Genomic DNA, 23,546 nt, shown 5'->3' with positions numbered 1-23,546 from the left:
TGCTTGCGGGGACTTGTTAAAGCCCCCGCGCAACTTTGGACCCTAGAGCAACATGCTCAGCGGATCTTCAATAAGCTTTTTGAATTCGGCCATGAATTCCGCACCGACTGCGCCATCGACCGCGCGATGGTCAACAGAAAGGGTGCAGGTCATGACAGTGGCGATTGCCAGTGCACCGTCCTTGACGACCGGGCGCTGTTCACCCGCACCAACTGCAAGGATGCAGCCCTGCGGCGGATTGATAATCGCCGAGAAGTCCTTGATGCCGAACATGCCCAGGTTGGAGACCGAGAAGGTCCCGCCCTGATAATCTTCCGGCTTCAGTTTGCCGTCGCGTGCCTTGCCAGCCAGTGCCTTCATCTCGCCTGAGATTTCAGCAAGGCCTTTCGAACCGGCATCGCGAACAACCGGCGTGATCAGGCCACCTTCGATGGCAACCGCCACCGAGATATCCTGTTTCTTGCACTGCAGGGTCGCCTTGTCGGTCCAGATGGAGTTCGCAGCCGGAACCTTTTTCAGCGCCAGCGAAACCGCACGGATGACGAAATCATTGACCGAAATCTTGACACCCTCGCCCGCCTTTTCATTGAGCTGCTTGCGGGTGGCCAACAGATTGTCGAGTTCGCAATCCACCGTCAGGTAGAAGTGCGGAACCTGCTGCTTGGATTCGGTCAGGCGACGCGCGATGGTTTTTCGCATGCCGCTGTTCGGGATTTCTTCGTATTCCGGAAGACCGGTAAGATCCGGGTTCCAGCCAGATGCGGCCGGTGCACTTGCTGCTGCCGGTGCATCTGCCGATTTCTTGTCTTCGGATGCGGCGGATTTTTCGGCCGGTTTCGACGACAGAGCCGCCTCAATATCGCGTTTCACGATACGACCACGCGGGCCCGAACCGGAAACATCAGAAAGCTCGACACCTTCGTTGGCTGCAATACGACGCGCAAGCGGGCTTGCCTTGATGCGCTTGCCACCGGAAACCGGGGCTGCCGGTGCCGGCTTGTCGTCACCAGAAGCCGGTTTCTCGGCTGCTGCTGGTGCTTTTTCCTCTTTGGCGTCGTCCTTGGCCGGCGCACTTTCACCGCCGCCAGACGTGCTGGCAGCAGACGTGTCTGCACCTTCAAGCGCGCTTTCGTCTTCGTCTTCCTCAAGCAGCAACGCGATAACTTCGTTTACCGCAACGTTTTCGCTGCCTTCGGAAACAAGAATTTTACCGATCTTGCCTTCGTCGACGGCTTCGACTTCCATCGTGGCTTTGTCGGTTTCGATTTCGGCGATGACGTCACCCGATTCAACGGTGTCGCCTTCCTTGACGTGCCATTTCGCCAAGGTGCCTTCGGTCATGGTCGGCGACAAGGCCGGCATCAATACTTTTACAGGCATGAACGCATTCTCCCGGTAACGGGGCGGCGCGGTATAACCCGCGACCAGCCCCTGTCCGTCTTACTTAGCGATAGCAAACGGCCTTGGCCGCGGCGACGATGTGGCTGTCCTGCGGAAGCGCAAGCGCCTCCAGGTTGGCAGCATACGGCATCGGAACGTCTTCGCCGGTTACACGGGCAACCGGTGCATCGAGGTAATCAAATGCATGTTCCATCGCAACAGACGCGATTTCCGCACCAATACCCGAGAAGTGCCAGCCTTCCTCAACAGTCACCAGACGGTTGGTCTTCATGACCGAACGCACGATGGTGTTCACATCCAGCGGACGGATGGTGCGCAGGTTGATGACCTCTGCCGAGATGCCCTGCTCTGCCAGTTGCTCGGCCGCCTTAAGCGCCTTGCCCACCATGATCGAGAAAGCAACGATGGTAACATCGGTCCCTTCGCGTTCGATCTTGGCCTGACCAATCGGCAGGACGAAATCTTCGTCGTCAGGCACTTCAAAGCTCTGACCGTACATGATTTCGTTCTCAAGGAAGACAATCGGGTTCGGGTCGCGAATTGCCGCCTTCAGAAGGCCTTTGGCGTCTGCGGCCGACCACGGTGCAACAACCTTGAGACCCGGGCAATGTGCATACCAAGATGCATAGCACTGCGAGTGCTGGGCACCGACGCGCGATGCGGCACCGTTCGGGCCACGGAACACGATCGGGCAACCAAGCTGGCCACCAGACATATACAGCGTCTTCGCAGCAGAGTTGATGATCTGGTCAATCGCCTGCATTGCGAAGTTAAAGGTCATGAATTCCAGAACCGGCTTAAGGCCCATAAAGGCCGAGCCGGTTGCAAGGCCGGTGAAACCGTGCTCGGTGATCGGAGTATCGATCACGCGCTTGTCACCGAATTCATCCAAAAGACCCTGGGTAACCTTGTAGGCACCCTGATACTGCGCAACTTCTTCACCCATGACGAAGACGTTTTCGTCAGAACGCATTTCTTCGGCCATTGCATCACGCAGGGCTTCACGAACGGTCTGGGTTTTAAAGCTGGTATAGGTCTTTTCGTCCTGGGTCGCGTTCATCACGCTCATTGCGCGCGGCTCGGCGTCAGAACGTTCAATCGCACCACTGGCAGAAACCGGTGCGGCATTCGAAGATGCCGATGCCGGTGCTTTGTCAGATGATTCTTCCTTGGAAGATTCTTCTTCTTTTGCCGGTGCGGCGTCTTTCTTGGGTTCAGAGGACGCAGAAACGTTATCAAGTGCTGACGCGTCTTCGTCTTCTTCAAGGATATAGGCAATCACCTGATTGACCGCGACATTCTCGGTACCGGCTTCGATAACGAGCTTACCAATGGTGCCCTCGTCTACGGCCTCGACTTCCATCGTGGCTTTGTCGGTTTCGATTTCTGCGATCACGTCACCGGATGCGACAGTGTCGCCTTCCTTGACGTTCCATTTGGCAAGTGTGCCTTCGGTCATGGTCGGCGACAGGGCCGGCATCAAAACTTCAATCGGCATTGTTCCCTCTCTCCCGGGAAATATCGTTCAAAAGCGGTTCGCAGAGCTTGCGATCACGCGTCGATCAGAATGTCGGTAAACAGTTCGGAAACATCCGGTTCCGGGCTGTTCTGCGCGAACTCGGCCGCTTTTGCGACTTCGGCTTTCACTTCCTTGTCGATGTCTTTCAGACCGGCTTCATCAATGATGTCGCCGTCGATCAGGAGTTTTTTGACCATATCAATCGGATCGTGCTCTTTACGCATTTTGTCGAGCTCGTCCTTGGTACGGTATTTCGCCGGGTCGGACATGGAATGCCCGCGATAGCGATAGGTTTTCAGCTCAAGGATATAAGGCCCCTTGCCTGAACGGCAATGTTCCACAGCGCGCTCACCAGCAGCCTTGACCGCCAGAACGTCCATGCCATCAACCTGTTCACCGGGAATGCCATAGGCCTTACCACGTTCATACAGATCCGGGCTCGACGAGTGACGCTGGGTCGAGGTGCCCATCGCATACTGGTTGTTCTCGATGCAGTAAATCACCGGAAGCTGCCAAAGGGCTGCCATGTTGAATGCTTCATAGACCTGGCCCTGGTTGACGGCACCGTCACCCAGATAGGTCATGCAAACCTTGTTTTCGCCACGGTATTTGTAGCTAAAGGCAATACCGGTTCCGAGCGGAACCTGCGCACCCACGATACCATGACCACCATAGAAATTCTTTTCCTTGGAGAACATGTGCATCGAGCCGCCTTTACCGCGGGAATACCCGCCTTCGCGGCCCGTCAGTTCGGCCATCACACCGGCGGCATCCATGCCGGTTGCAAGCATATGCCCGTGATCGCGATAACTGGTGATAACACCATCTTCGTTCGATGCGGCGGCCTGCATGCCGACAACAACGGCTTCCTGCCCGATATAAAGGTGGCAGAAACCGCCAATGAGACCCATGCCATACAGCTGACCGGCTTTTTCTTCAAAGCGACGGATCAGAAGCATTTCACGGTAATATTTGAGGAGATCGTCACTGCTCGCCTGATTGTCGGCGCGCGTCGTGCCGCGTTTGCGTTTTGGTGTGGTCGCCATGTTTCCTCCCGGTGGATGGCTATCGCTTAAGCATCATGTATGAGTGCTTAATTCGGTACTGGACCACCGAAATGACTACCGAAAACAGACCACAAGGGCAAGCAATCTAACCTCGATTAAACTGTTGTTTTGCAACGCACAATCACAAATAAACCTGATTTCAGTTAATCTTTGAGTTTACACGTTTTTACAGAGTTGCAGGATTTTCAGCACCTTGGACGACTGCTTTAAAACTCGTTCATTCCCCTGCGTCACAAATGCTATGCTTTCGCGGGGATAATACCGCATAGCAGCGCAAAACGGAAAACAACCGAAAGAATGCATTGTATATCAATGACCTCTACTCGGTTTGGCAAAATAGCGCCCTAAACCAGAAGTCAGTTTAAACAACGACTTACCCGTTTGCGATTATTGCTGAACACAATTCACAACCCAAAATTTCTGTCAAACTGTGATCTGGTCAACAGTACAGAGCCATTTTACGCAGGGAATTACGATTGTGCCGCCAGCGGATTCTTTCGCACCAGATCCCTCGCCCACTCAAAGCAGGCATCAGGCTCAGTTGGCGTCGGCTGCGGCTGCTGCCGTGATGACATCGCTATAACCATCATGGTGGAAGATGATCACATCGTCGGGATGGGCGGCATTCAGCATCGCGCGTGCCCGCTCATCAAGCAGATCCGGATCAAGGTGGCTGGCACGCAGCGAAAGCACATGTTGTTCAAGCAACTTGCGACGCTCGGTCGTTTCTTCAAGAACCTGGGTGATCTGGCTGACCCGGTCTTGCATCGACCAGTAATTCAAAAGCCCACGTTCGCCTTCGACGCTATGGAAGATGAAATACGCCATCACGGTAAATGCGATTACCGGTGCGACAGCCTGTTTCAGGCGAAGAATGACCGGTGAACTGGACGACATTTACCTTATGCCCCTTGCACATCTGTGCGACGTGATGACCAAATACTTCGTTCCGGCCGCATAACGTAAAAACCACATACGTTATTTCGCTTGTCTGACAATGATTTACCATCGGACAAGTCGGGAAAACCGGCAAGATTACCCGTTACCATGCGCATATTCGGGTAAAAATAGAGTTAAGCAATCTGCGCAAAGCTGCGCGATTACGCTCAATTCACTAATCCTGATATTCGAATTTATCCCTTGTCGCACAAGCAAAACAGGCCGCCTCCGGATCGGGAAGCGGCCTGTTACGCAGTCGAAATATCAGCAGCCCTTACTTCAGGATCGAACGACCCGGGAAGTGTGCGCCGGCATCAAGAAGTTCCTCGATGCGGATCAGCTGATTGTATTTTGCCATACGGTCAGAACGCGACAGCGAACCGGTTTTGATCTGACCACAGTTGGTGGCAACCGCCAGATCAGCAATGGTCGCATCTTCGGTTTCGCCCGAACGGTGCGACATCACAGCGGTGTACCCGGCACGGTGTGCCATTTCGACGGCTTCCAGCGTTTCCGAAAGCGTGCCGATCTGGTTGACCTTGACGAGGATCGAGTTGGCAACACCCTTTTTGATGCCATCTGCCAGACGTTTCGGGTTGGTGACAAACAGGTCATCGCCCACAAGCTGGGTCTTGGCACCGATGGCGGCTGTCAGTTCTGCCCAACCATCCCAATCGTCTTCGGCCATGCCGTCTTCGATGGAGAAGATCGGGTATTTGCCCACAAGGTCGGCCCAGTATTTGACCATCTGGCTCGGATCAAGGGATTTGCCCTCGCCGGCCAGAACATATTTGCCGTCCTTGAAGAACTCGGTCGATGCCGCGTCAAGGGCGAGTACAACGTCTTCTTCCGGGCGATAGCCAGCAGCCTCGATCGACTTCATGACATAGCTGATCGCAGCCTCGGTCGATGCGATGTTCGGCGCAAAGCCGCCCTCGTCACCAACGTTGGTGTTCAAACCATCTGCCGACAACGCCTTTTTCAGGTTGTGGAAGATTTCCGCACCCATGCGGATCGCGTCCGAGCACGTCTCGGCCGAAACCGGCATGATCATGAATTCCTGAACGTCGATCGGGTTATCGGCATGCTCGCCGCCATTGATGATGTTCATCATCGGCACCGGCAACGTGCGGGCAAACGACCCACCGACATAACGATAAAGCGGAAGACCGGCGTCCTCGGCGGCGGCCTTCGCAGTCGCCAGCGACACGCCCAGAATGGCGTTTGCGCCCAGACGGCCTTTGTTTTCGGTGCCATCAAGGTCGATCATGACATTGTCGACGGCAAGCTGGTCTTCGGCATCCATGCCAGCCAGCGCCTCAAAGATTTCACCGTTTACGGATGCAACCGCCTTGGTCACACCTTTGCCAAGGTAACGGTCTTCCTTGTCGCGCAGTTCGACGGCTTCGTGTGCACCGGTGGATGCGCCCGAAGGAACGGCAGCACGACCAAAGGCGCCATTTTCCAGGGTGACATCAACTTCGACCGTCGGGTTACCACGGCTGTCAAGGATTTCGCGGCCGCGAATATCGATAATAGCGGTCATGACAGAAACGTTCTCCTCACTGGTAGGAACCATACCTGACCATCAGGCATGCAGGTTACAGCAAAAAAGAATGCCGCCAATCACGTGCTGGCGGCATTTGTTATTTACGCGTCAAACATATCCAGACGAACCGGATTGGCTTTTGCCACCTTGTCCAGTTCCATCAGAACCGAAAGAACTTCGGGAAGCTTGTTCAACGGGATTTGGTTCGGGCCATCGGAAATGGCCGTCGCCGGGTTATCGTGGGTTTCGATAAACAGTGCTGCGATACCAACCGCAACGGCCGCACGGGCGAGAACTGGCGCGAATTCGCGCTGGCCACCTGACGAGGTGCCCTGTCCGCCCGGCTGCTGAACCGAATGGGTGGCATCGAAGACAACCGGATAGCCCTGACGGGCCATGGTGGGAAGTCCGCGGAAGTCCGTGACAAGCGTGTTATAGCCAAAGCTGGTCCCACGGTCACAGAGCATGATGTTTTCATTGCCGGTCGCAGCCAGGTTATTGGCCACATTGACCATGTCCCAAGGTGCCAGGAACTGACCCTTTTTGACATTGACCGCGCGGCCCGTTTTGCCAGCGGCCTGCAACAGATCGGCCTGACGGCACAAGAATGCCGGGATCTGCAGGATATCGGCAACCTCGGCCACCGCCGCACACTGATCTGGCAAATGCACGTCGGTCACGATCGGAAGCCCAGTGACTTCCTTGACCTCGGCCAGGATATCGAGACCTTCCTTAAGGCCGACACCACGTTTGGACGTGGTGCTGGTCCGGTTGGCCTTGTCAAACGAGCTTTTATAAACAAGCCCGATGCCAAGCCCTTCGGACAGTTCCTTAAGGGCTGTGGCCATCTCGAGCGCGTGCTGACGGCTTTCGATCGCGCACGGGCCTGCCAGAACGGCAAACGGCTTGTCGTTGGCGATTTCGATATTGCCGACTTTGACGGTTTTAATTTCGGTCATTGCACTGACTTTCTGTCGATCACTTGTGGCTGTTTGTTCTGGCACTCAGATACCAGGCTTATACCAGACGGCTGCGCTCTTTGGCGGCCTTGATATAGGAAACAAACAGCGGATGCGGATCCAGCGGACGCGAACGCAGTTCCGGGTGGAACTGAACACCGATGAACCACGGATGATCCGGATATTCGACGATTTCCGGCAAACGACCATCCGGCGACAGCCCTGAGAACTTCAGGCCCTTCTCTTCAAGCTGGCCCATGAAGTTGACGTTCACCTCATACCGATGGCGGTGACGTTCAAGAACGGTTTCGCTGCCATAAATCTCGCGTGCACGAGTGCCATCAACAAGTTTGCACTCGTAGTTACCCAAACGCATGGTGCCGCCAAGGTCATCGTCATCAGAACGACGCTCGACCGAGCCACCATCTTTCGCCCATTCGGTCATCAGACCGACAAGCGGGGTTTTGGTCGGACCAAATTCGGACGAGGACGCATCCTTAAGCCCGGCAAGGTTACGGGCCGCTTCCAGAACCGCCATCTGCATGCCAAAGCAAATCCCGAAATACGGCACCTTGTTTTCACGCGCATAGCGGGCCGCGGCAATCTTGCCTTCGGTGCCACGCTCGCCAAAGCCGCCCGGAACCATGATCGCATCAAGCTTGGACAGGATTTCGTTGACGTTGCCTTCTTTTTCCAGCTCGTCAGATGCAATCCATTCCAGTTTGACGCGCACCTTGTTGGCGATACCACCATGGGTCAGTGCTTCGGTCAGTGACTTATAGGCATCGGGAAGCTGGATGTATTTACCAACGATGCCGATGGTGACCTCACCTTCCGGATTGCGGATGGTGTTGCAGATATCTTCCCACGGCTGCAGATCGGGTTCCTGCGCCTGCAGGCCGAAGTGATACAGCACTTCGTTATCCAGACCATACTGGTGGTAGCTGATCGGCACCTGATAGATGTTATCAACGTCATAGGCCGGAATAACCGCCGCTTCACGGACGTTACAGAAACGCGCAATCTTGCGACGTTCATTGATCGGAATTTCGCGATCGCAACGGCACAGAAGAATATCTGGCTGAATACCGACACTCTGCAGCTCCTTGACCGAGTGCTGGGTCGGCTTGGTTTTAAGCTCCCCGGCAGACGAAATATAAGGAACAAGCGTCAGGTGCATGAACAAGGCCCGGCCATCGCCAAGGTCATTGCCCATCTGACGGATGGCTTCAAGGAACGGAAGGCTTTCGATGTCACCCACCGTGCCGCCGATTTCGACCAGGACAAAATCCTCGGTCGCATCCGACATGACGAATTCCTTGATCGCATCGGTGATGTGCGGAATGACCTGCACAGTCCCGCCAAGATAATCGCCGCGACGTTCACGCGCGATCACGTTGGAATAGATACGACCGGTGGTGACGTTGTCGGACCGGCGCGATGATACGCCGGTGAAACGTTCATAGTGGCCAAGATCAAGGTCGGTCTCCGCACCATCTTCGGTCACATAGCATTCGCCATGCTGGTACGGGCTCATGGTGCCCGGATCGACGTTGATGTACGGATCAAGTTTACGCAGACGAACTGTAAAGCCGCGTGCCTGCAGGGACGCCCCCAAAGCAGCGGAAGCCAGACCTTTGCCCAGCGAGGAAACCACGCCACCGGTAATAAAGATAAAACGAGTCATTATCTTGGCCTCATCTCAAAGCACAAAGCCTCGGTTCGATGCCATTCAGTGCATCACGAACCGGGGAATTCAACAATCAAAAATTGAGGCGGCAAGTTTGCCGCCTCAGGTCGTCGGTTAATTTGTTTATCGGGTCGGAGCCGCGGGACCGGTGTCCTCGGCAGGCTCGGTGACCGCGGGGGCCGGTTCCGGCGCCTGATCAAGGATCGAAGCCGGCTGGGTGTGGGTATTCGACTGAAGGGCAAGAATGATGCTGGTGATCATGAATGCGCCTGCCAGAATAGCAGTAGTACGGGTCAGCAGGTTCGCAGCGCCGCGTGAGCTCATCACGCCGAAACCACCGCCGCCGCCTCCGCCGCCGCTGTTACCGCCGATACCAAGCCCACCGCCCTCGCTGCGCTGCACGAGAATCACAGCGATCAAGCCGAGCGCAAGAAGAAGGTGGATTACCAGAATGACTGTTTGCATGGTGTCGAAACTCTTGTCCTAATCAACCGATCCAAACGCAATTCGGCCCGGATCGGGCATAAATTTGATGCGTATTTAACGCGTTTTATGGCTGTTGGCTAGACCATATTAAACAAAATCTGCACCGCAGTCGGTCAGGCACAAGATTCAATAATCTGCCAGAAATCTTCAACCTTAAGGCTGGCCCCGCCGACAAGTGCACCATCGACATCTTCGACAGCCATCAATTCCTTGGCATTCGACGGCTTGACCGAACCACCATACAGAATTCGGAACTGATCACCATCCTCAAACCGTGCCATCAGACCTGCACGGATCGCAGCATGCACTTCGGCAACTTCTTCGACACTGGCAGTCCGGCCCGTGCCAATCGCCCAGACCGGCTCATAGGCAACAACCGTGTTTTTCGCCGTCGCCCCATCGGGAAGCGATACCGCCACCTGCCCGTTCACCACCGGCAAAGTTGCACCAAGATCGCGTTCTTCCTCGGTCTCGCCAACGCAAACCACCGCGATCAGACCGGCATCATGGGCCGCAATCGCCTTTTTGCGAATATCGGTTGAACTTTCACCATGATCGGCACGGCGTTCGGAATGACCAACCAGAACATATTGTGCGCCAATATCGGCCAGCATCGGGGCGGCCAGATCACCGGTATGCGCGCCTGAAATCGCCGCATGGCAATCCTGCCCACCGACGGCAACCGCACTTCCCCTGGTCACACCAACTGCCTCGGACAAAAGCGTTGCCGGCGGACAAACAAGAATATCGCAACCAAGCGCCCCTTTTTCAGATGCCTTTGCCGCCAGGCTTGATGCCAGCGCAAGACCGTCTGCACGCAAACAGTTCATTTTCCAGTTTCCGGCAATCAGGGGACGGCGTTGGGTCATGGGAGCTACCTCGTGCTGATCAGGTTCACATTTGTCTGTGTAGTGTCCTTGTTTCAAGACCTTAACAACCGGTTTGCGGTTGATACGATTTGTTACAGGACCTGTTTCGACGCGGGTTTTAGCATGCCATGCCAGCGGGGCCAAGTACCCGAAAACGCCCGATCACGTATTTAGGATGTGATTGCAGTCATCTTCTATACAATCGCCTGTTGCCGCTGATAACACTCGCCATTAAGATGCGCGGCAAATTTGCTCGGGCCTTTTCGTCTATCGCGTCGTCCGGGCGACCATAATGAAACGACGTCAAAGCCTGATTTTGGCGTCAAACCACGGATTGTTAGGCTTATCATATGCTTGCTGGCATTCGCACATTTTCGAAATCAATCTTCGCCAAGATTATCTTTGGCGTGATTGCACTGAGCTTCGTGATCTGGGGCCTGAACGCATCGATGCTCAATCTGGGCACCTCGCGTGAAGTTGCCGAAATCGGCAGCCAACGGATCACCCCGGTCGAACTGGATCGCGCCTTCCAGCGTAGCGTGCAGAATATGCAAAACATGTTCGGACCGAACTTCAACCAGCAGCAGGCCATTCAGATGGGCCTTCTGAACAATACGGTGCAGTCGCTTGTATCTCAGAAGATCCTGCGTGAAGATGCCAAAAACATCGGTATCGGCATCAGCGACGAAGCCGTCCGTGATCAGATCTTCTCGTCTGACAGCTTCAAGGACCCGACCACCGGCCAGTTCAGCCGTGATCGCTTCCTGCAGGCCCTGTATCAGGCTGGCTACACCGAAAACGAATTCATCAACGGTGTGCGCGGCGACATGATGAGCCAGCAGGTTGTCAGCAGCCTGACCAACCCGGCAACGGTCCCAGACATCATGGCGCGTCAGATCGTCGCTTACCGCAATGAACAGCGCAGCGGTTCGTTCTTTACGCTGAACAAGGATGCGTTTTCCGACATCGAACCGGCTGATGACGCGACCCTTCGTGCCTATCACGAAGAAAACGCGGCCCAGTTCACCGCACCGGAAAGCCGCAATGTCACCCTTGCAACGCTGAGTGCCGCTGACCTGATTTCGACCGTCACCGTAACCGACGAAGAAATCGCCGACGCCTATGCACAACGCGAACCGGAATTCCAGACCCCGGAAAAACGCACCGTCGAACAAATCCTGTTTTCGCCGAACGAAGAACAGACCGCCCGTGAAGCCTATAAGCGGCTGACCGAAGGTGCAGACTTCATGACGGTTGCCAAAGAAGACGCGAACATGGACGAAGCCATGGTCAAACTTGGCCAGTTCACGGCGAACGACATCCTGCCCGATCTCCGCGATGCGACCTTCTCGCTTGACGAAGGCGGCATCTCCGAGCCGGTTGAAACCGCCCTTGGCTGGCACATCATCCGTGTTCCGTCGATCACCCCGGGCAGCACCCAAAGCCTTGATGAAGTCCGCGACATCATTGTTGACGGCCTCAAACAGTTCAAAGCCGAAGACGCCATCTATGATCTGGCGGCCACCTTTGACGAAGAACTCGGTGCCGGCACCCCGATCGAAGACGCCGCACGCGATGTTGGCGCAAAGACCTACAAGCTTGACGGTGTTGTCCGTGGCGAAGGCCTTGCAGGTCAGAACGTTGACGGCGCAGACGAAATCAACGCCAAAATCTTCGAGCTCGAAAACGGCGAGGAAAGCTTCCTTGAAGAAACCGCTTCGGGCACGCGTTATGTCGTTCGTGTTGAAAACGTAACCCCGTCGGCCCTGCGTCCGTTTGACGAAGTCCGCGACGAAGTTGTTGCCGCATGGACCGCCGAAGAACGCCAACGCCTGATGATGGAAAAGGCCGAAGAACTGGCTGGCAACATCAATACGTCCGGTGCTGATCTCGCAACCCTCGCCTCCGAAGATGGCGCAGACGTTCGTGAAACCGGCCTGACCCGCCGTACCGGCCGTGGTCTTGCAGATGACGTCAACCCGGCGGTTGCCGCTGCCCTCTTCACCCTTGAAGACGGCAAGGCCAAAGCCGTCCAGACCGGCGAAGACGTCATGATCGTCAAGCTTGATGAAATTCAGGCCGCCGACATCAACACCGCCGATGCCGCACCGGTAAATGACGAGCTCAAGGAAGCCCTTAACGAAGACATCCTTGCGCAGTATCTCAACTACCTGAACGAGGAAATCTCGGTCAGCGTCAATAACAGCGTGATCAACGAGCTTTATCAGCCGACCGCTGCAAACTGATACGCATCCAGGGGCGACCGGAAAATCCGGTCGCCCTTTTTCTATCTCACAGACGCCATCGCCAAACCGACCAAGCCCAACCATCGGACAGATCATGGAAATCAAACCGGATTTCACCAGTTTCAAGCAAAACTACGACAATGGCATTTCACAGGTTCTCTGGACCTCGTTGACCGCCGATCTTGATACGCCGGTCTCGGCCTTTCTCAAGATCGCCGAAGGCATGCCAAACACCTATTTGCTTGAATCTGTTGAAGGCGGATCGGTCCGCGGACGTTATTCCTTCCTCGGTCTCAAACCCGACCTGATCTGGCGCTGCTTTGGCAACAAGGCCGAACTCAATCGCCGTGTGATGGCCGATGCCGATGCCTTTGTCGCCGAGCCTGACGCCCCGCTTGACAGCCTCAAGAAACTGATCGCCGAAAGCCATATCGAACTGCCTGACAATCTGCCCCCCATGAGTGCCGGTCTGGTCGGCTATATGGGCTATGACACTGTGCGTCTGATGGAAAAGCTGCCTGACAGCAACAAGGACGAGCTTGATGTGCCTGATGGCATTTTCATCCGCCCGACCGTCACGGCAAGTTTTGATACCATCGAAGACACGGTGACCGTCGTAACCCCGGTGCGCCCGGAAAGCGGCATTTCGGCTGATGCGGCCTATGATCTGGCCTGCGCGCGGCTCAATGACGTGGTCCAGCAGTTCCAGCGCAACCTGTTTATCGACCGCCGCTCCAAATCCGTGCCCGATACCCTGCCCGAACCAAAGGTCAGCGTCACCGAGGCCGGATTCCATGACATGGTCGAAAAGGCCAAGGATTATATCCGCGCGGGCGACATCTTTCAGGTGGTCCTGTCGCAGCGCTACACGCTGCCCTATCAGCTCCCGCCCTTTGCCTTTTACCGGGCATTGCGTCGTATCAATCCGTCACCCTTCATGTTCTATCTCGATATCGGCGGATTTCAGGTCGTCGGGGCCAGCCCGGAAATCCTGGTGCGGCTGCGTGATGGCGAAGTCACCATTCGCCCGATTGCCGGAACCCGTCGCCGCGGTAAAACGCCCGACGACGACAAAGTCATGGCGCAAGACCTGCTCGACGATCCTAAGGAACGCTCAGAACATCTGATGCTGCTCGATCTTGGCCGCAATGATGTCGGGCGTGTTTCAAAACCGGGCACCGTGCGCGTCACCGACCGCGAACAGATCGAATACTATTCCCACGTCATGCATATCGTCTCAAACGTCGTCGGCCAGATCGACGAAACCAAATACGACGCCATGGACGCACTCAAGGCCGGCTTCCCCGCCGGAACCGTATCAGGTGCCCCAAAAGTTCGTGCCATGGAAATCATTGATGAACTGGAATCGGTGCGTCGTGGCATCTATGCCGGCTGTATCGGCTATATCTCGGCCGACGGTTCGATGGATACCTGCATTGCGCTCCGCACCGCCGTCATCAAGGACGAGAAAATCCACATTCAGGCCGGTGCCGGTGTCGTCGTCGACAGCAAACCGGAACTTGAACACAAGGAATGCCAGAACAAAGCCGACGCCCTGATGGCAGCCGCCCGCGAAGCCCATCGCTTCGCCTGATCCGGTATCGCACAAACAAAAAGGGCTGCAGTCATCCTGCAGCCCTTTTTTCATGTCCGTCAGCGAAACCTAGCCGGTCACACTTTGCATCGACCGGCGCAGCACATCTGTAATCGGCACAAGCACAAAGCCCTTGGCCTGAATTTCGGGGATCCATTTGTGAAGCGCCCCGATCGTCAGATCGCGCGGATGGCCGATCGCAATCGCAAAGCCCTGTTTGCGGGCGACATTTTCGGTACGGGCCAACATATCGGCGATCTTGGCCGCATCATCGGCATCATCAATAAAGATATCACGCGTAATTGCCGGGACGCCAAAGCTGCTGGCCGTGGAATAACCGACCGAGTCTGCGCTAGTCCGGCTATCAAGGAACATCAGGCCGCGTGACTTCATGACTTCCATGACAACAAGCATACGTTCGGGATCGGCGGTAAACTTGCTGCCCATGTGATTGTTCACACCGACATAGCCATCAAAGCGATCCAGCATCCAGGACATCTCGTTCAGGATGGTCTGGCGGTCATAGCTTGCCAGCAACGCATGCGGCCCCGGATCAACCGATGCAGATGACGGCTCCATCGGCATATGCAACATCACTTCATGACCGGCCTTGCGCGCTGCATTGACCTGCGCCTGCAAATCACGGGCATAGGGCAGATAGGAAATCGTGATCGGCCCCGGCAGATCGACCGTCTTGGCGGTGCGCGGCTGATCAAGGCCGGCATCATCAATCACAATCGCAATCACCGGCTTGTCGCCAGTATCCTGTGTCAGCGCGGCATATTTCTGCCACGGCTGATTTGTCGGGCCAACGGTTGCAACCGGAACATCATTGCCACTATCACCCGGAAGGATCTCCCCGCCCTGGTCCGGTTTGCGTGCGGCCGGTGCCGGCACAAAGTCCGTCAGTCCCTGCCCGCCTTGTCCGGTGGATCGGGTGGTTTCACTGTTTTCACCGACCAGATATCCGGTGCGTCCACGCTCGGAAACATTGGCATTTTCCGAAAGCTTGTAATCCTTGCGAAGCTTCGGGGTCGGTTCCGGCTCGGCCAGGGCATAATTCGGCGCGCTTTGATCCGCTGCGCGGCCAAATTCATCCGACGCACGATCAAGTTCAAGCATGCTGCCAACGGCAATAATGGCCGACAGCGTACCCGCAACAAAGGCCCCGCCCAGCATCAGGCGACCAATGCCACCCGATTTCTTTTTCGGGGCGGTCTTTTTACGAGTGGATTTCTTGGGTGCCGCCTTCTTACGTTTGGCGGTCGGTGCCCGGGTTGCCCGGCGTGCCACGCTGTGGTCTCCAGTATTCGTTTGCTGGGATGCTCGTAGCGGCCAAACACACGGTTCGGCCCCTTCCCATATGGTGATTATATACCGATCAAGTCGGTTTGTGTTTTCACGTTTTTAAAACGCCTCTGGTTAGCACCCGGTTAAAGAACATTAACGACTGAGCACCAACGTGCATTTAGATCGCGAAAAACCCTTGCTCTGCTTCTGCTTGACGTAGCGACAATGGCGTTTATTCTCTGGCAACTTTAATGTGCACAGGCCTTTCCTCCGATGTATCTCCTCATCGACAATTACGACAGTTTCACATTCAATCTGTGGCACTATCTGCGCGAACTCGGCCCCGAGGTCGAAGTGCGGCGCAATGATGAGATTACTGTGGATGCGGCCATGGCGCTCAATCCTGAAGGCATTGTGATTTCACCCGGTCCTTGCGATCCGGAACGCGCCGGTATCTGCCTTGATCTGATCAAGGCCGCCGCGGGCAAGGTCAAGCTGCTTGGCGTCTGTCTTGGTCATCAATCGATCGGTCAGGCCTTTGGCGGCAAGGTGATCCGTGCGCCCGAATGCATGCATGGCAAAACCGATGCGATGAAGCATTCCGGCACCAGCGTTTTTAAAGGCCTTCCCAGCCCGTTTGAGGCCACCCGCTATCACTCGCTGGTGATTGAACGCGAAACTTTGCCCGACAGCCTTGAAATAACGGCCGAAAGCGGAGATGGTCTTATTATGGGCGTGCGTCACAAAACCCATCAAATTCATGGTGTCCAGTTCCACCCCGAAAGCATCGCTTCGGAACATGGCCACGCCCTGCTTAAGAATTTTATCGACTATACCGGTGCGTAATGCGCACCGGACCGCAAACCAAGGAAGACCCGATGTCGACTGATCATGATCTGAAGCCAATTCTGGCCAAAGTCGCGGATGGCGAAAAACTGACCGAAAGCGCGGCCGAGGCGGCCTTTAATGTGCTGATGTCCGGTCAGGCGACACCATCTCAGATGGGGGCTTTCCTGATGGGCTTGCGCATTCGTGGCGAAACCGTTGATGAAATCACCGGTGCCGCCCGTGTCATGCGTGAAAAGGCAACCGGCATCATTGCCCCGGAAAATGCGGTCGATACCTGCGGCACCGGCGGTGATGGCAGCGGCACCTATAACATCTCGACCGGGGCTGCGATTGTTGCGGCCGCCGCGGGTGCCACCGTTGCCAAGCACGGCAACCGTGCGGCTTCGTCCAAATCCGGGTCTGCCGATGTTTTGATGGCGCTTGGTGTTAATCTTGATGCCGATATGAAGCTTCTGGAAAAGGCGCTTCGCGACATCAATCTCTGCTTCATGATGGCAACGCGCCATCATTCGGCGATGCGTCACGTCATGCCGACCCGCGTTGAAATGGGCACGCGCACGATTTTCAACCTGCTCGGTCCTCTGGCCAACCCGGCCAAGACCAAACGTCAGGTTCTGGGTGTCTTTGCCAAACAGTGGGTCGAACCGATTGCCAATGTATTGAACCGTCTGGGATCGGTGCATGCATGGGTTGTTCATGGCCACAGCGGCCTTGATGAAATCTCGACCACCGGCCCGACCTATGTTGCCGAGGTCAAGAACGGCAAGGTCACCACGTTTGAAATCACCCCGGGCGATTTCGGGCTTGAAACCGTAACGCTTGACGACCTCAAGGGTGGTGATGCCGATGTCAATGCCAAGGCGATTACCGACCTTCTGGCCGCCAAGAAAAGCCCGTACCGCGACATCGTCCTGATGAATGCCGGCGCGGCTCTTGTGGTCACCGGCATTGCCAGCGATCTGGCCGACGGCATCAAAAAGGCCGCGGACGCCATTGATAGCGGCAAGGCTGCCGAGACCCTGAAAGGGCTTGTGAAGATCACCAACGAAGGAACCCCGGCGTGAGCGACGTACTAGCCAAAATCTGCAACGACAAACGCGAACATGTCGCGGCCTGCAAGGCGCGCAAGACGCTTGCCACCCTCGAGGCCGAGGCAAAGGCGCAATCAGCCCCGCGTGGTTTTATCAAGGCCCTTGAAACCAGTGTTGCCGATGGCCGTTATGGCCTGATTGCCGAAATCAAGAAGGCATCCCCGTCCAAGGGGCTGATCCGCCCGGACTTCAATCCGCCGGAACTCGCCAAGGCCTATAAGGCTGGCGGGGCAAGCTGCCTGTCGGTTCTGACCGACATCCCCTATTTCCAGGGCGATGACAGCTATCTGGTGGCGGCCCGTGCGGCGGTCGATCTTCCGGCCCTTCGCAAGGACTTCATGGTTGATCCCTATCAGATCACCGAGGCACGTGCGCTTGGTGCGGATTGCATCCTTCTGATCATGGCAGCCCTTGAAGATAGCTTGGCGGCTGAGCTTGAAGATGCCGCACACAGCCTTGGCATGGATGTTTTGATCGAGGTACATAACGCCCCGGAACTCGAACGTGCGCTCAAGCTCAAGTCACGTTTGGTCGGGATCAATAACCGCAACCTCAAGACCATGGAAATCTCGCTCACCACGACCGAGGAACTGGCAAGCATGGTCGGCGATGATCGGTTGCTGGTGGCTGAAAGCGGCCTGTTTACCCCGGACGACCTTGCCCGCATGGCAAAGGTCGGCGCTGAGTGTTTCCTGATCGGCGAAAGCCTGATGCGCCAGGACGACGTCGCAACCGCCACCCGCAACCTGCTCGGCCTTGCGGCCTGATCAATACTGGACAGAACCAATGGCAGACAAGCTTTCCCATATTGATGCCGGTGGCAACGCGGTGATGGTCGATATTTCGGCCAAGGCAGAAACTGCACGCACCGCCATTGCCAAGGCACGGGTTCTGATGTCTTCCGAAACGGCCAAGCTGATTGCGGCGCGCGGCCATAAAAAGGGCGATGTTCTTGGCATCGCCCAGCTTGCCGGGATCATGGGCGCCAAAAAGACCCCCGATCTGATCCCGCTTTGTCACCCCCTGCCCCTGACCTCTGTCACTGTCGATCTCGAACTGGTCGAGGGTGTCGATGCGGTCGATATCACTGCCACCTGCAAGACAACCGGCAAGACCGGTGTCGAGATGGAAGCCCTGACTGCTGCCTCGGTCGCGGCACTCACGGTTTTTGACATGTGCAAGGCGGTTGATAAAAGTATGAGGATTACCGATTTGCGGGTCACCCGAAAAGAAGGTGGCAAATCGGGCACCTTCATCGCGGACTAGCTTCCTGTCCCCACAAACCGCCGACTATTCATATTTTTTGAAGGATCACGGCGATTGTTCGGTTTTTCCGTCAAATCGCACAGAGCTGCTTGACCCGCGAAAAGAACTAAAGTAGAACATCTGTGTATCCTTTTTGTTCTTTTTACAGGTTCGGGAAATAACATGCTGACGCGCAAGCAATATGAGTTGCTGGTCTATATAGACAATTACCTTCGCGATCACGGGATTTCGCCCTCTTTCGATGAAATGAAAGAGGCCCTGAACCTTAAATCCAAATCCGGCATTCACCGCCTGATCACAGGCCTTGAGGAACGCGGCTTTATCCGCCGCCTTGCGCACCGTGCACGCGCGCTTGAGGTCGTCAGACTTCCGGAAAACAGCGATGATGACGCCCCGGAAACGCCAAACAATGTGACCTCGCTTGCCAGTGTGCGAAAGGCCGCGCATCGGCCAACCACGGTGCCAACCGCCTTCTCGGAGGCCGGAGAATCCGTTGGTTTGCCGCTCTATGGCCGGATTGCTGCCGGTACACCGATCGAGGCCCTTCGCGATCAAACGACCATGGTACAGGTCCCGGCCGCCCTGCTTGGTGCCGGTGATCACTATGCCCTTGAAGTATCGGGGGATTCGATGATTGATGCTGGTATTCTTGATGGCGACACCGTCCTGATCCAGCGCTGCGAACAGGCCCATGACGGTACCATCGTGGTGGCACTCGTAGATGACAGCGAAGCCACGCTTAAGCGCCTGAAACGTGGCCGTGGTGAAGTTCTGCTGGAACCGGCCAACGCACGCTATGAAACCCGCGCCCTGTCGCCAGATCGTGTGCGCATTCAGGGCCGTTTGGTCGGGCTGCTGCGTCAGTACTGATTGCTTGCGCGAAGTTATAAACAGAAACGCCCGGTGCACACACCCGGGCGTTTTTGTTTTGTGTGAGATCAGGTTGTTAGCGCCCTGCTCTGCCGCCGATGATGATCCAGGGCCAATTGCCGGTTTCCGCGCGGACGGTGTTGATTTCTGGCTTTTCGCCAGCCTCAGACGGCAGTTTGATCGCAACACCGCCCTGCCACCACAGAACGTCATCATCAATGACAGTGCGCGCGCCAGAGGCCTGGCAGGTGGTTGGTAGATCTGTTTTCAAACTAACAATGATATCAGCGTTGCGGCAGGCATAAAACGGATTGGCAATCCGGCTTGCGACAATGATCCGCGATGGAAGAGTGTTAGCGCTAACACCAAGGGAGCACGGGTCGTTCTGGCAGGCCTGTACGCGGCTTTGTTCGTGTTCGGGGCGGATGCCAAAGCGGCTCATCCAGATGCCTTTCTGAAAGTCATTCAGCCGCGATGAGGTATGCAGGATACCGGCATCGGGATCGTAAACAGCCCAGCTTTCGCGGTCGCCCGATATCAGGATTTCGGGTTCTTTGTGCAGTGCCTGAAAGATGATGGCGGCAACAATCAGCGGAAGGACCGGCACGATCATCACCTTGTCGCGCCAGATAACGATCCAGGCCAATGCAAACAGGCCCAAGGCAACCGCCAGCATATCAAGGCCCGAGACATACCAAAGCCCCCAGTCCTGTGCAGCGACCAGTTCGGCTGTTTCCAACAACACCGTCAAACCGGGCTTCATCGCGGCCAGTGAGAGCCCCGATAACCCAATCGGGATCAACGCCAGCGTCACGACGATCCAGGGCATCACCCAGAATGCCATGACCGGAATGGCGACCAGATTGGCGAGTACGCCCAGCATTGAAATACGGCCAAAATGATAGCCGATGATGGGGGCTGTCACCGCCGTCACGATCAGACTGGTCAGCAGCAACCCGGCAAGATAAAGGCCAGCACGTTCATACCAGGACAGCATCCCCTGCCGATCCAGCCAGCGCCGCCCCGGCCCGTCATAAAACGCAACCAGCGCGCCAACGGCGGCAAAGGAGAGCTGGAAACTGGCCCCAAGTGCGGCATCAGGCCGAAGGATCAATACAATGATCGCGGCAACACCCACAAGGCGCAATGATATCGCACGGCGATCGAGCAGCAAGGCCAGCCAGACCACAAGCAACATGACAAAGGCGCGCTGGGTCGGAATGGTCGCCCCGGATAATCCTAGATAAACCAAGCCTGCCAGCATCGCCGCCATCGCCGCCCATTTCTTGATCGGATAGCGCAAGGCAATTGATGGAATGGCGGCCAACCCGAAGCGGATCAGGAAAAACAACGTCCCGCACAGCAACCCCATATGAAGGCCCGAAATCGCCAGCAAGTGCGCAAGGCCGGATTTGCGAAGATCATCGGCAATATCGGGGGTGACTTCACCGCGTTCGCCAATGATCAGGGCCTTGGCAATGCCGGTTTCGGGGCCGGTCATTTTGTCGCTTATTGTTGCGGACACATACTGACGCGCTGCTTCAATAACATTCCACACATCATTGTTTTTGATATATTTATCGTTTTGAAGAATTTCGAACTGACGGCCAAACACAAAACCGGACGCGCCAATATTGCTGAAATAAAGATTGCGCGCGAAATCCGGATCACCGGGCACAGCGGGCGGGCGCAACGGAAAAAGGCGCGCCTTTGCCCGCACCTGATCGCCAATTGCAAGATCGCTGTCGCCCAGAAAACTGAGCCTGACATTCCAGTCCAAGCGGTCAGCGGAAATCCCGGTAATTTCGGATGGCTGAACTGTTGCACGAATTCGCCCGTTACGCGGCTCCAACCCGATGATGGTACCGGTGACTTCGGTCGCATAAAGCGTTTTTGTCGGGATATTATCCGGGCCAAGTTCGGTATGGATGGCACTTGTCAAAGCCCCGAACGCCAGACTGGCAAGCAATTGAAACGCGAAGGCCAGGGTGGCAAGTCGCCGCGACATCCAGAAACCGCAGCACAGCAGAATCACCGCCAGAGCAATTTGACCAAGCCCGATACGCGCAGGGAGCAAGAAATACCCGGCACAGCCCAACCCAAAGAAGATAACCGAGGACAGAAACCATTTATTTCTTTGGCTTGTTACAACAAAATTAATTTGCGAGAAAACACCCACAAACAATTGTTTTAATTTAACTTTACCTGTCGCCGTACGACGAATGTCCAATAGCCCGCCTGCCGCATAGTTTCTATCTAACATCCGCTGTGGTGCAACAGCGTGTCATTTGTGCTATAGCCTGCACGCCAAAAGTCCTCAGGACAAGCGACAACATCCAAATAACGGATAGATTGAATGACGGTTGTTACCCGTTTTGCCCCGTCTCCGACCGGGTTTCTGCATATCGGCGGAGCACGCACCGCACTTTATAACTGGCTTTATGCCAAACATACCGGTGGCAAGTTCTTGCTCCGGATCGAGGATACCGATCGTGAACGTTCAACGCCCGAGGCCGTAGACGCCATTTTTGACGGCTTGAACTGGCTTGGCCTGACCGCAGACGAAGAGCCGACTTTCCAGTTTGCCCGTCGCGACCGCCATGCAGAAGTCGCCCAACAGCTTCTTGATGCCGGGAAAGCGTATTATTGCTATTGCTCCCCCGAGGAGCTGACGGCCATGCGCGAGAAAGCCCGCGCAGAAGGCCGTCCGATGAAATATGACGGCACCTGGCGTGATCGCGATCCGTCCGAGGCACCGGAAGGTGTCAAACCTGTTGTCCGCGTCAAGGCACCGCAGGAAGGCGATGCCGTGATCAATGATCAAGTGCAGGGCGAAGTTCGCGTCGGAAACGAGCAGCTTGACGATTATGTCATCCTGCGCGGCGACGGAACGCCCACCTACATGCTTTCGGTCGTGGTTGATGACCATGACATGGGTGTTACCAACGTCATTCGTGGTGACGACCACCTGACCAACGCATTCCGTCAGAAAGTCATTTATGATGCCATGGGCTGGGATGTCCCGACCTTTGCGCATATCCCGCTGATCCATGGTCCGGATGGCGCCAAGCTGTCAAAACGCCATGGTGCGCTGGGTGTTGATGCCTATCGCGATGAAATGGGCTTCTTGCCCGAGGCATTGAACAACTATCTTCTGCGTCTTGGCTGGGGCCATGGTGATGATGAGGTCATTTCGACCGAACAGGCGATTGAGTGGTTTGACATCACCGATGTCGGCAAAGGGGCTGCGCGCTTTGATTTTGCAAAGCTGACCAACCTCAATGGCATCTACCTGCGTCAGGCCGATGACAAACGCCTTGCAGACGAGATTTCGCCGCTGATTGCCAAGCAAATTGGCGTCGATGCGCTTGATGCATCGCAAAAAGAAATCTTGATCAACGGCATGGCAGGCCTTAAAGAAAGGGCCAAGACTCTTATCGAGCTCGCCGACTCTTCGGCTTTCTACGTTACCGATGGCATTACGTCCGTTAACGAGAAAGCCCAGTCCCTGATTGATGGTGCACCTGAAGGTCTGTTCAAGGAACTGGCCAACAGTCTTGAAGCGCTTGATAGCTGGACCGAAGAGGACGTTGACGCAAGTGTTCGCGCCATTGCCGATAAGTTTGAGTTAAAGCTTGGCAAAGTTGCGCAGCCCTTGCGGGCGGTGCTTACAGGCTCCAACTCTTCACCAGGCATTTTCGAAGTAATGATTGTGCTTGGCAAAACCCAAACGCTGAAACGCATTCGCCATTTTGATGCATAACAACAGCGAATTAAGAAAAACTAATAACCCGTTTGCGCTTTGTGCGCCGCAGCATTATGCTGCACACAACTTGAAACCGTGTTCGTTCAAACAGGGAA

The 23,546-nt window shown here is 55.7% G+C and carries 19 protein-coding genes; 8 read left to right on the top strand and 11 right to left on the bottom strand.

What is annotated here, in order from left to right:
- Positions 1–42: 42 nt before the first annotated feature.
- The 9 genes from AUQ41_RS16940 to tpiA all read right to left on the bottom strand — a co-directional run bounded on the left by AUQ41_RS16940 (position 43) and on the right by tpiA (position 10,479).
- The gene (locus AUQ41_RS16940) at positions 43–1,380 is read right to left on the bottom strand and encodes a pyruvate dehydrogenase complex dihydrolipoamide acetyltransferase (RefSeq protein WP_063089410.1); all 1,338 of its coding nucleotides are present in this window, start codon (positions 1,378–1,380) and stop codon (positions 43–45) included.
- A gap of 64 nt (positions 1,381–1,444) precedes the next feature.
- Positions 1,445–2,899: a pyruvate dehydrogenase complex E1 component subunit beta gene (locus AUQ41_RS16935; RefSeq protein ID WP_008891170.1), complete on the bottom strand. Its 1,455-nt coding sequence runs from the start codon at positions 2,897–2,899 to the stop codon at positions 1,445–1,447.
- A 53-nt stretch (positions 2,900–2,952) separates the two neighbouring features.
- A complete protein-coding gene (gene pdhA, locus AUQ41_RS16930) occupies positions 2,953–3,966 on the bottom strand; it encodes a pyruvate dehydrogenase (acetyl-transferring) E1 component subunit alpha (RefSeq protein ID WP_008891171.1) in 1,014 nt (337 codons plus the stop codon).
- A gap of 558 nt (positions 3,967–4,524) precedes the next feature.
- Positions 4,525–4,884 (bottom strand): septum formation initiator family protein, encoded by a 360-nt coding sequence (locus AUQ41_RS16925; RefSeq protein ID WP_008891172.1) that lies wholly within the window; start codon positions 4,882–4,884, stop codon positions 4,525–4,527.
- Positions 4,885–5,200: 316 nt separating this feature from the next.
- Positions 5,201–6,472 carry a phosphopyruvate hydratase gene (eno, locus tag AUQ41_RS16920; RefSeq protein ID WP_008891173.1) on the bottom strand — a complete coding sequence of 424 codons (1,272 nt, stop codon included), beginning with the start codon at positions 6,470–6,472 and terminating at the stop codon, positions 5,201–5,203.
- Positions 6,473–6,576: 104 nt separating this feature from the next.
- Positions 6,577–7,434: a 3-deoxy-8-phosphooctulonate synthase gene (gene kdsA, locus AUQ41_RS16915; RefSeq protein WP_008891174.1), complete on the bottom strand. Its 858-nt coding sequence runs from the start codon at positions 7,432–7,434 to the stop codon at positions 6,577–6,579.
- A gap of 58 nt (positions 7,435–7,492) precedes the next feature.
- Positions 7,493–9,121, bottom strand: a complete 1,629-nt coding sequence (locus tag AUQ41_RS16910) for a CTP synthase (RefSeq protein ID WP_008891175.1) — start codon at positions 9,119–9,121, stop codon at positions 7,493–7,495.
- Positions 9,122–9,247: 126 nt separating this feature from the next.
- On the bottom strand, positions 9,248–9,589 hold the full coding sequence (gene secG / locus AUQ41_RS16905) for a preprotein translocase subunit SecG (protein WP_008891176.1): 342 nt from the start codon (positions 9,587–9,589) through the stop codon (positions 9,248–9,250).
- 134 nt (positions 9,590–9,723) lie between these two features.
- A complete protein-coding gene (gene tpiA, locus AUQ41_RS16900; RefSeq protein ID WP_063089409.1) occupies positions 9,724–10,479 on the bottom strand; it encodes a triose-phosphate isomerase in 756 nt (251 codons plus the stop codon).
- Positions 10,480–10,829: 350 nt separating this feature from the next.
- Here tpiA and AUQ41_RS16895 point away from each other — a divergent pair, with 350 nt between their 5' ends.
- Complete coding sequence (locus tag AUQ41_RS16895) at positions 10,830–12,725, top strand: peptidyl-prolyl cis-trans isomerase (protein ID WP_063089408.1); 1,896 nt, start codon at positions 10,830–10,832, stop codon at positions 12,723–12,725.
- Positions 12,726–12,819: 94 nt separating this feature from the next.
- Positions 12,820–14,319 (top strand): anthranilate synthase component I, encoded by a 1,500-nt coding sequence (gene trpE / locus AUQ41_RS16890; protein ID WP_063089407.1) that lies wholly within the window; start codon positions 12,820–12,822, stop codon positions 14,317–14,319.
- Positions 14,320–14,388: 69 nt separating this feature from the next.
- Here trpE and AUQ41_RS16885 read toward each other — a convergent pair whose 3' ends face one another.
- Positions 14,389–15,612 carry a divergent polysaccharide deacetylase family protein gene (locus AUQ41_RS16885; RefSeq protein ID WP_063089406.1) on the bottom strand — a complete coding sequence of 408 codons (1,224 nt, stop codon included), beginning with the start codon at positions 15,610–15,612 and terminating at the stop codon, positions 14,389–14,391.
- Between the two features lie 270 nt (positions 15,613–15,882).
- Between AUQ41_RS16885 and AUQ41_RS16880 the strand changes: the two genes are divergently transcribed.
- The 5 genes from AUQ41_RS16880 to lexA all read left to right on the top strand — a co-directional run bounded on the left by AUQ41_RS16880 (position 15,883) and on the right by lexA (position 19,685).
- A complete protein-coding gene (locus tag AUQ41_RS16880; RefSeq protein ID WP_008891183.1) occupies positions 15,883–16,455 on the top strand; it encodes an aminodeoxychorismate/anthranilate synthase component II in 573 nt (190 codons plus the stop codon).
- 32 nt (positions 16,456–16,487) lie between these two features.
- Positions 16,488–17,522 carry an anthranilate phosphoribosyltransferase gene (trpD, locus tag AUQ41_RS16875; RefSeq protein WP_063090096.1) on the top strand — a complete coding sequence of 345 codons (1,035 nt, stop codon included), beginning with the start codon at positions 16,488–16,490 and terminating at the stop codon, positions 17,520–17,522.
- Positions 17,519–18,316 (top strand): indole-3-glycerol phosphate synthase TrpC, encoded by a 798-nt coding sequence (gene trpC / locus AUQ41_RS16870; RefSeq protein WP_063089405.1) that lies wholly within the window; start codon positions 17,519–17,521, stop codon positions 18,314–18,316. The genes trpD and trpC overlap by 4 nt, the downstream gene beginning before the upstream one ends.
- Before the next feature lie 19 nt (positions 18,317–18,335).
- On the top strand, positions 18,336–18,815 hold the full coding sequence (moaC, locus tag AUQ41_RS16865; protein WP_063089404.1) for a cyclic pyranopterin monophosphate synthase MoaC: 480 nt from the start codon (positions 18,336–18,338) through the stop codon (positions 18,813–18,815).
- 162 nt (positions 18,816–18,977) lie between these two features.
- A complete protein-coding gene (gene lexA, locus AUQ41_RS16860) occupies positions 18,978–19,685 on the top strand; it encodes a transcriptional repressor LexA (RefSeq protein WP_008891187.1) in 708 nt (235 codons plus the stop codon).
- A gap of 76 nt (positions 19,686–19,761) precedes the next feature.
- On the opposite strand, the gene AUQ41_RS16855 is transcribed toward lexA, so the two are convergent.
- The gene (locus tag AUQ41_RS16855; protein WP_232308433.1) at positions 19,762–21,762 is read right to left on the bottom strand and encodes a ComEC/Rec2 family competence protein; all 2,001 of its coding nucleotides are present in this window, start codon (positions 21,760–21,762) and stop codon (positions 19,762–19,764) included.
- A gap of 279 nt (positions 21,763–22,041) precedes the next feature.
- Here AUQ41_RS16855 and gltX point away from each other — a divergent pair, with 279 nt between their 5' ends.
- Complete coding sequence (gene gltX, locus AUQ41_RS16850; RefSeq protein WP_063089402.1) at positions 22,042–23,448, top strand: glutamate--tRNA ligase; 1,407 nt, start codon at positions 22,042–22,044, stop codon at positions 23,446–23,448.
- The last annotated feature ends 98 nt before the right edge of the window (positions 23,449–23,546 follow it).

Origin of the sequence: Thalassospira sp. MCCC 1A02898, from assembly GCF_001618185.1 — a bacterium.
Lineage (GTDB): Bacteria > Pseudomonadota > Alphaproteobacteria > Rhodospirillales > Thalassospiraceae > Thalassospira > Thalassospira tepidiphila.
This window is presented reverse-complemented; position numbering and strand designations above follow the sequence as displayed.

What these genes read in the sequence shown, in the direction of transcription:
- AUQ41_RS16940 (WP_063089410.1), bottom strand. Translation starts at nt 1,380, where the DNA reads ATGCCTGTAAAAGTATTGATGCCGGCCTTGTCGCCGACCATGACCGAA.
- AUQ41_RS16935 (WP_008891170.1), bottom strand. Translation starts at nt 2,899, where the DNA reads ATGCCGATTGAAGTTTTGATGCCGGCCCTGTCGCCGACCATGACCGAA.
- pdhA (WP_008891171.1), bottom strand. Translation starts at nt 3,966, where the DNA reads ATGGCGACCACACCAAAACGCAAACGCGGCACGACGCGCGCCGACAAT.
- AUQ41_RS16925 (WP_008891172.1), bottom strand. Translation starts at nt 4,884, where the DNA reads ATGTCGTCCAGTTCACCGGTCATTCTTCGCCTGAAACAGGCTGTCGCA.
- eno (WP_008891173.1), bottom strand. Translation starts at nt 6,472, where the DNA reads ATGACCGCTATTATCGATATTCGCGGCCGCGAAATCCTTGACAGCCGT.
- kdsA (WP_008891174.1), bottom strand. Translation starts at nt 7,434, where the DNA reads ATGACCGAAATTAAAACCGTCAAAGTCGGCAATATCGAAATCGCCAAC.
- AUQ41_RS16910 (WP_008891175.1), bottom strand. Translation starts at nt 9,121, where the DNA reads ATGACTCGTTTTATCTTTATTACCGGTGGCGTGGTTTCCTCGCTGGGC.
- secG (WP_008891176.1), bottom strand. Translation starts at nt 9,589, where the DNA reads ATGCAAACAGTCATTCTGGTAATCCACCTTCTTCTTGCGCTCGGCTTG.
- tpiA (WP_063089409.1), bottom strand. Translation starts at nt 10,479, where the DNA reads ATGACCCAACGCCGTCCCCTGATTGCCGGAAACTGGAAAATGAACTGT.
- AUQ41_RS16895 (WP_063089408.1), top strand. Translation starts at nt 10,830, where the DNA reads ATGCTTGCTGGCATTCGCACATTTTCGAAATCAATCTTCGCCAAGATT.
- trpE (WP_063089407.1), top strand. Translation starts at nt 12,820, where the DNA reads ATGGAAATCAAACCGGATTTCACCAGTTTCAAGCAAAACTACGACAAT.
- AUQ41_RS16880 (WP_008891183.1), top strand. Translation starts at nt 15,883, where the DNA reads ATGTATCTCCTCATCGACAATTACGACAGTTTCACATTCAATCTGTGG.
- trpD (WP_063090096.1), top strand. Translation starts at nt 16,488, where the DNA reads ATGTCGACTGATCATGATCTGAAGCCAATTCTGGCCAAAGTCGCGGAT.
- moaC (WP_063089404.1), top strand. Translation starts at nt 18,336, where the DNA reads ATGGCAGACAAGCTTTCCCATATTGATGCCGGTGGCAACGCGGTGATG.
- lexA (WP_008891187.1), top strand. Translation starts at nt 18,978, where the DNA reads ATGCTGACGCGCAAGCAATATGAGTTGCTGGTCTATATAGACAATTAC.
- gltX (WP_063089402.1), top strand. Translation starts at nt 22,042, where the DNA reads ATGACGGTTGTTACCCGTTTTGCCCCGTCTCCGACCGGGTTTCTGCAT.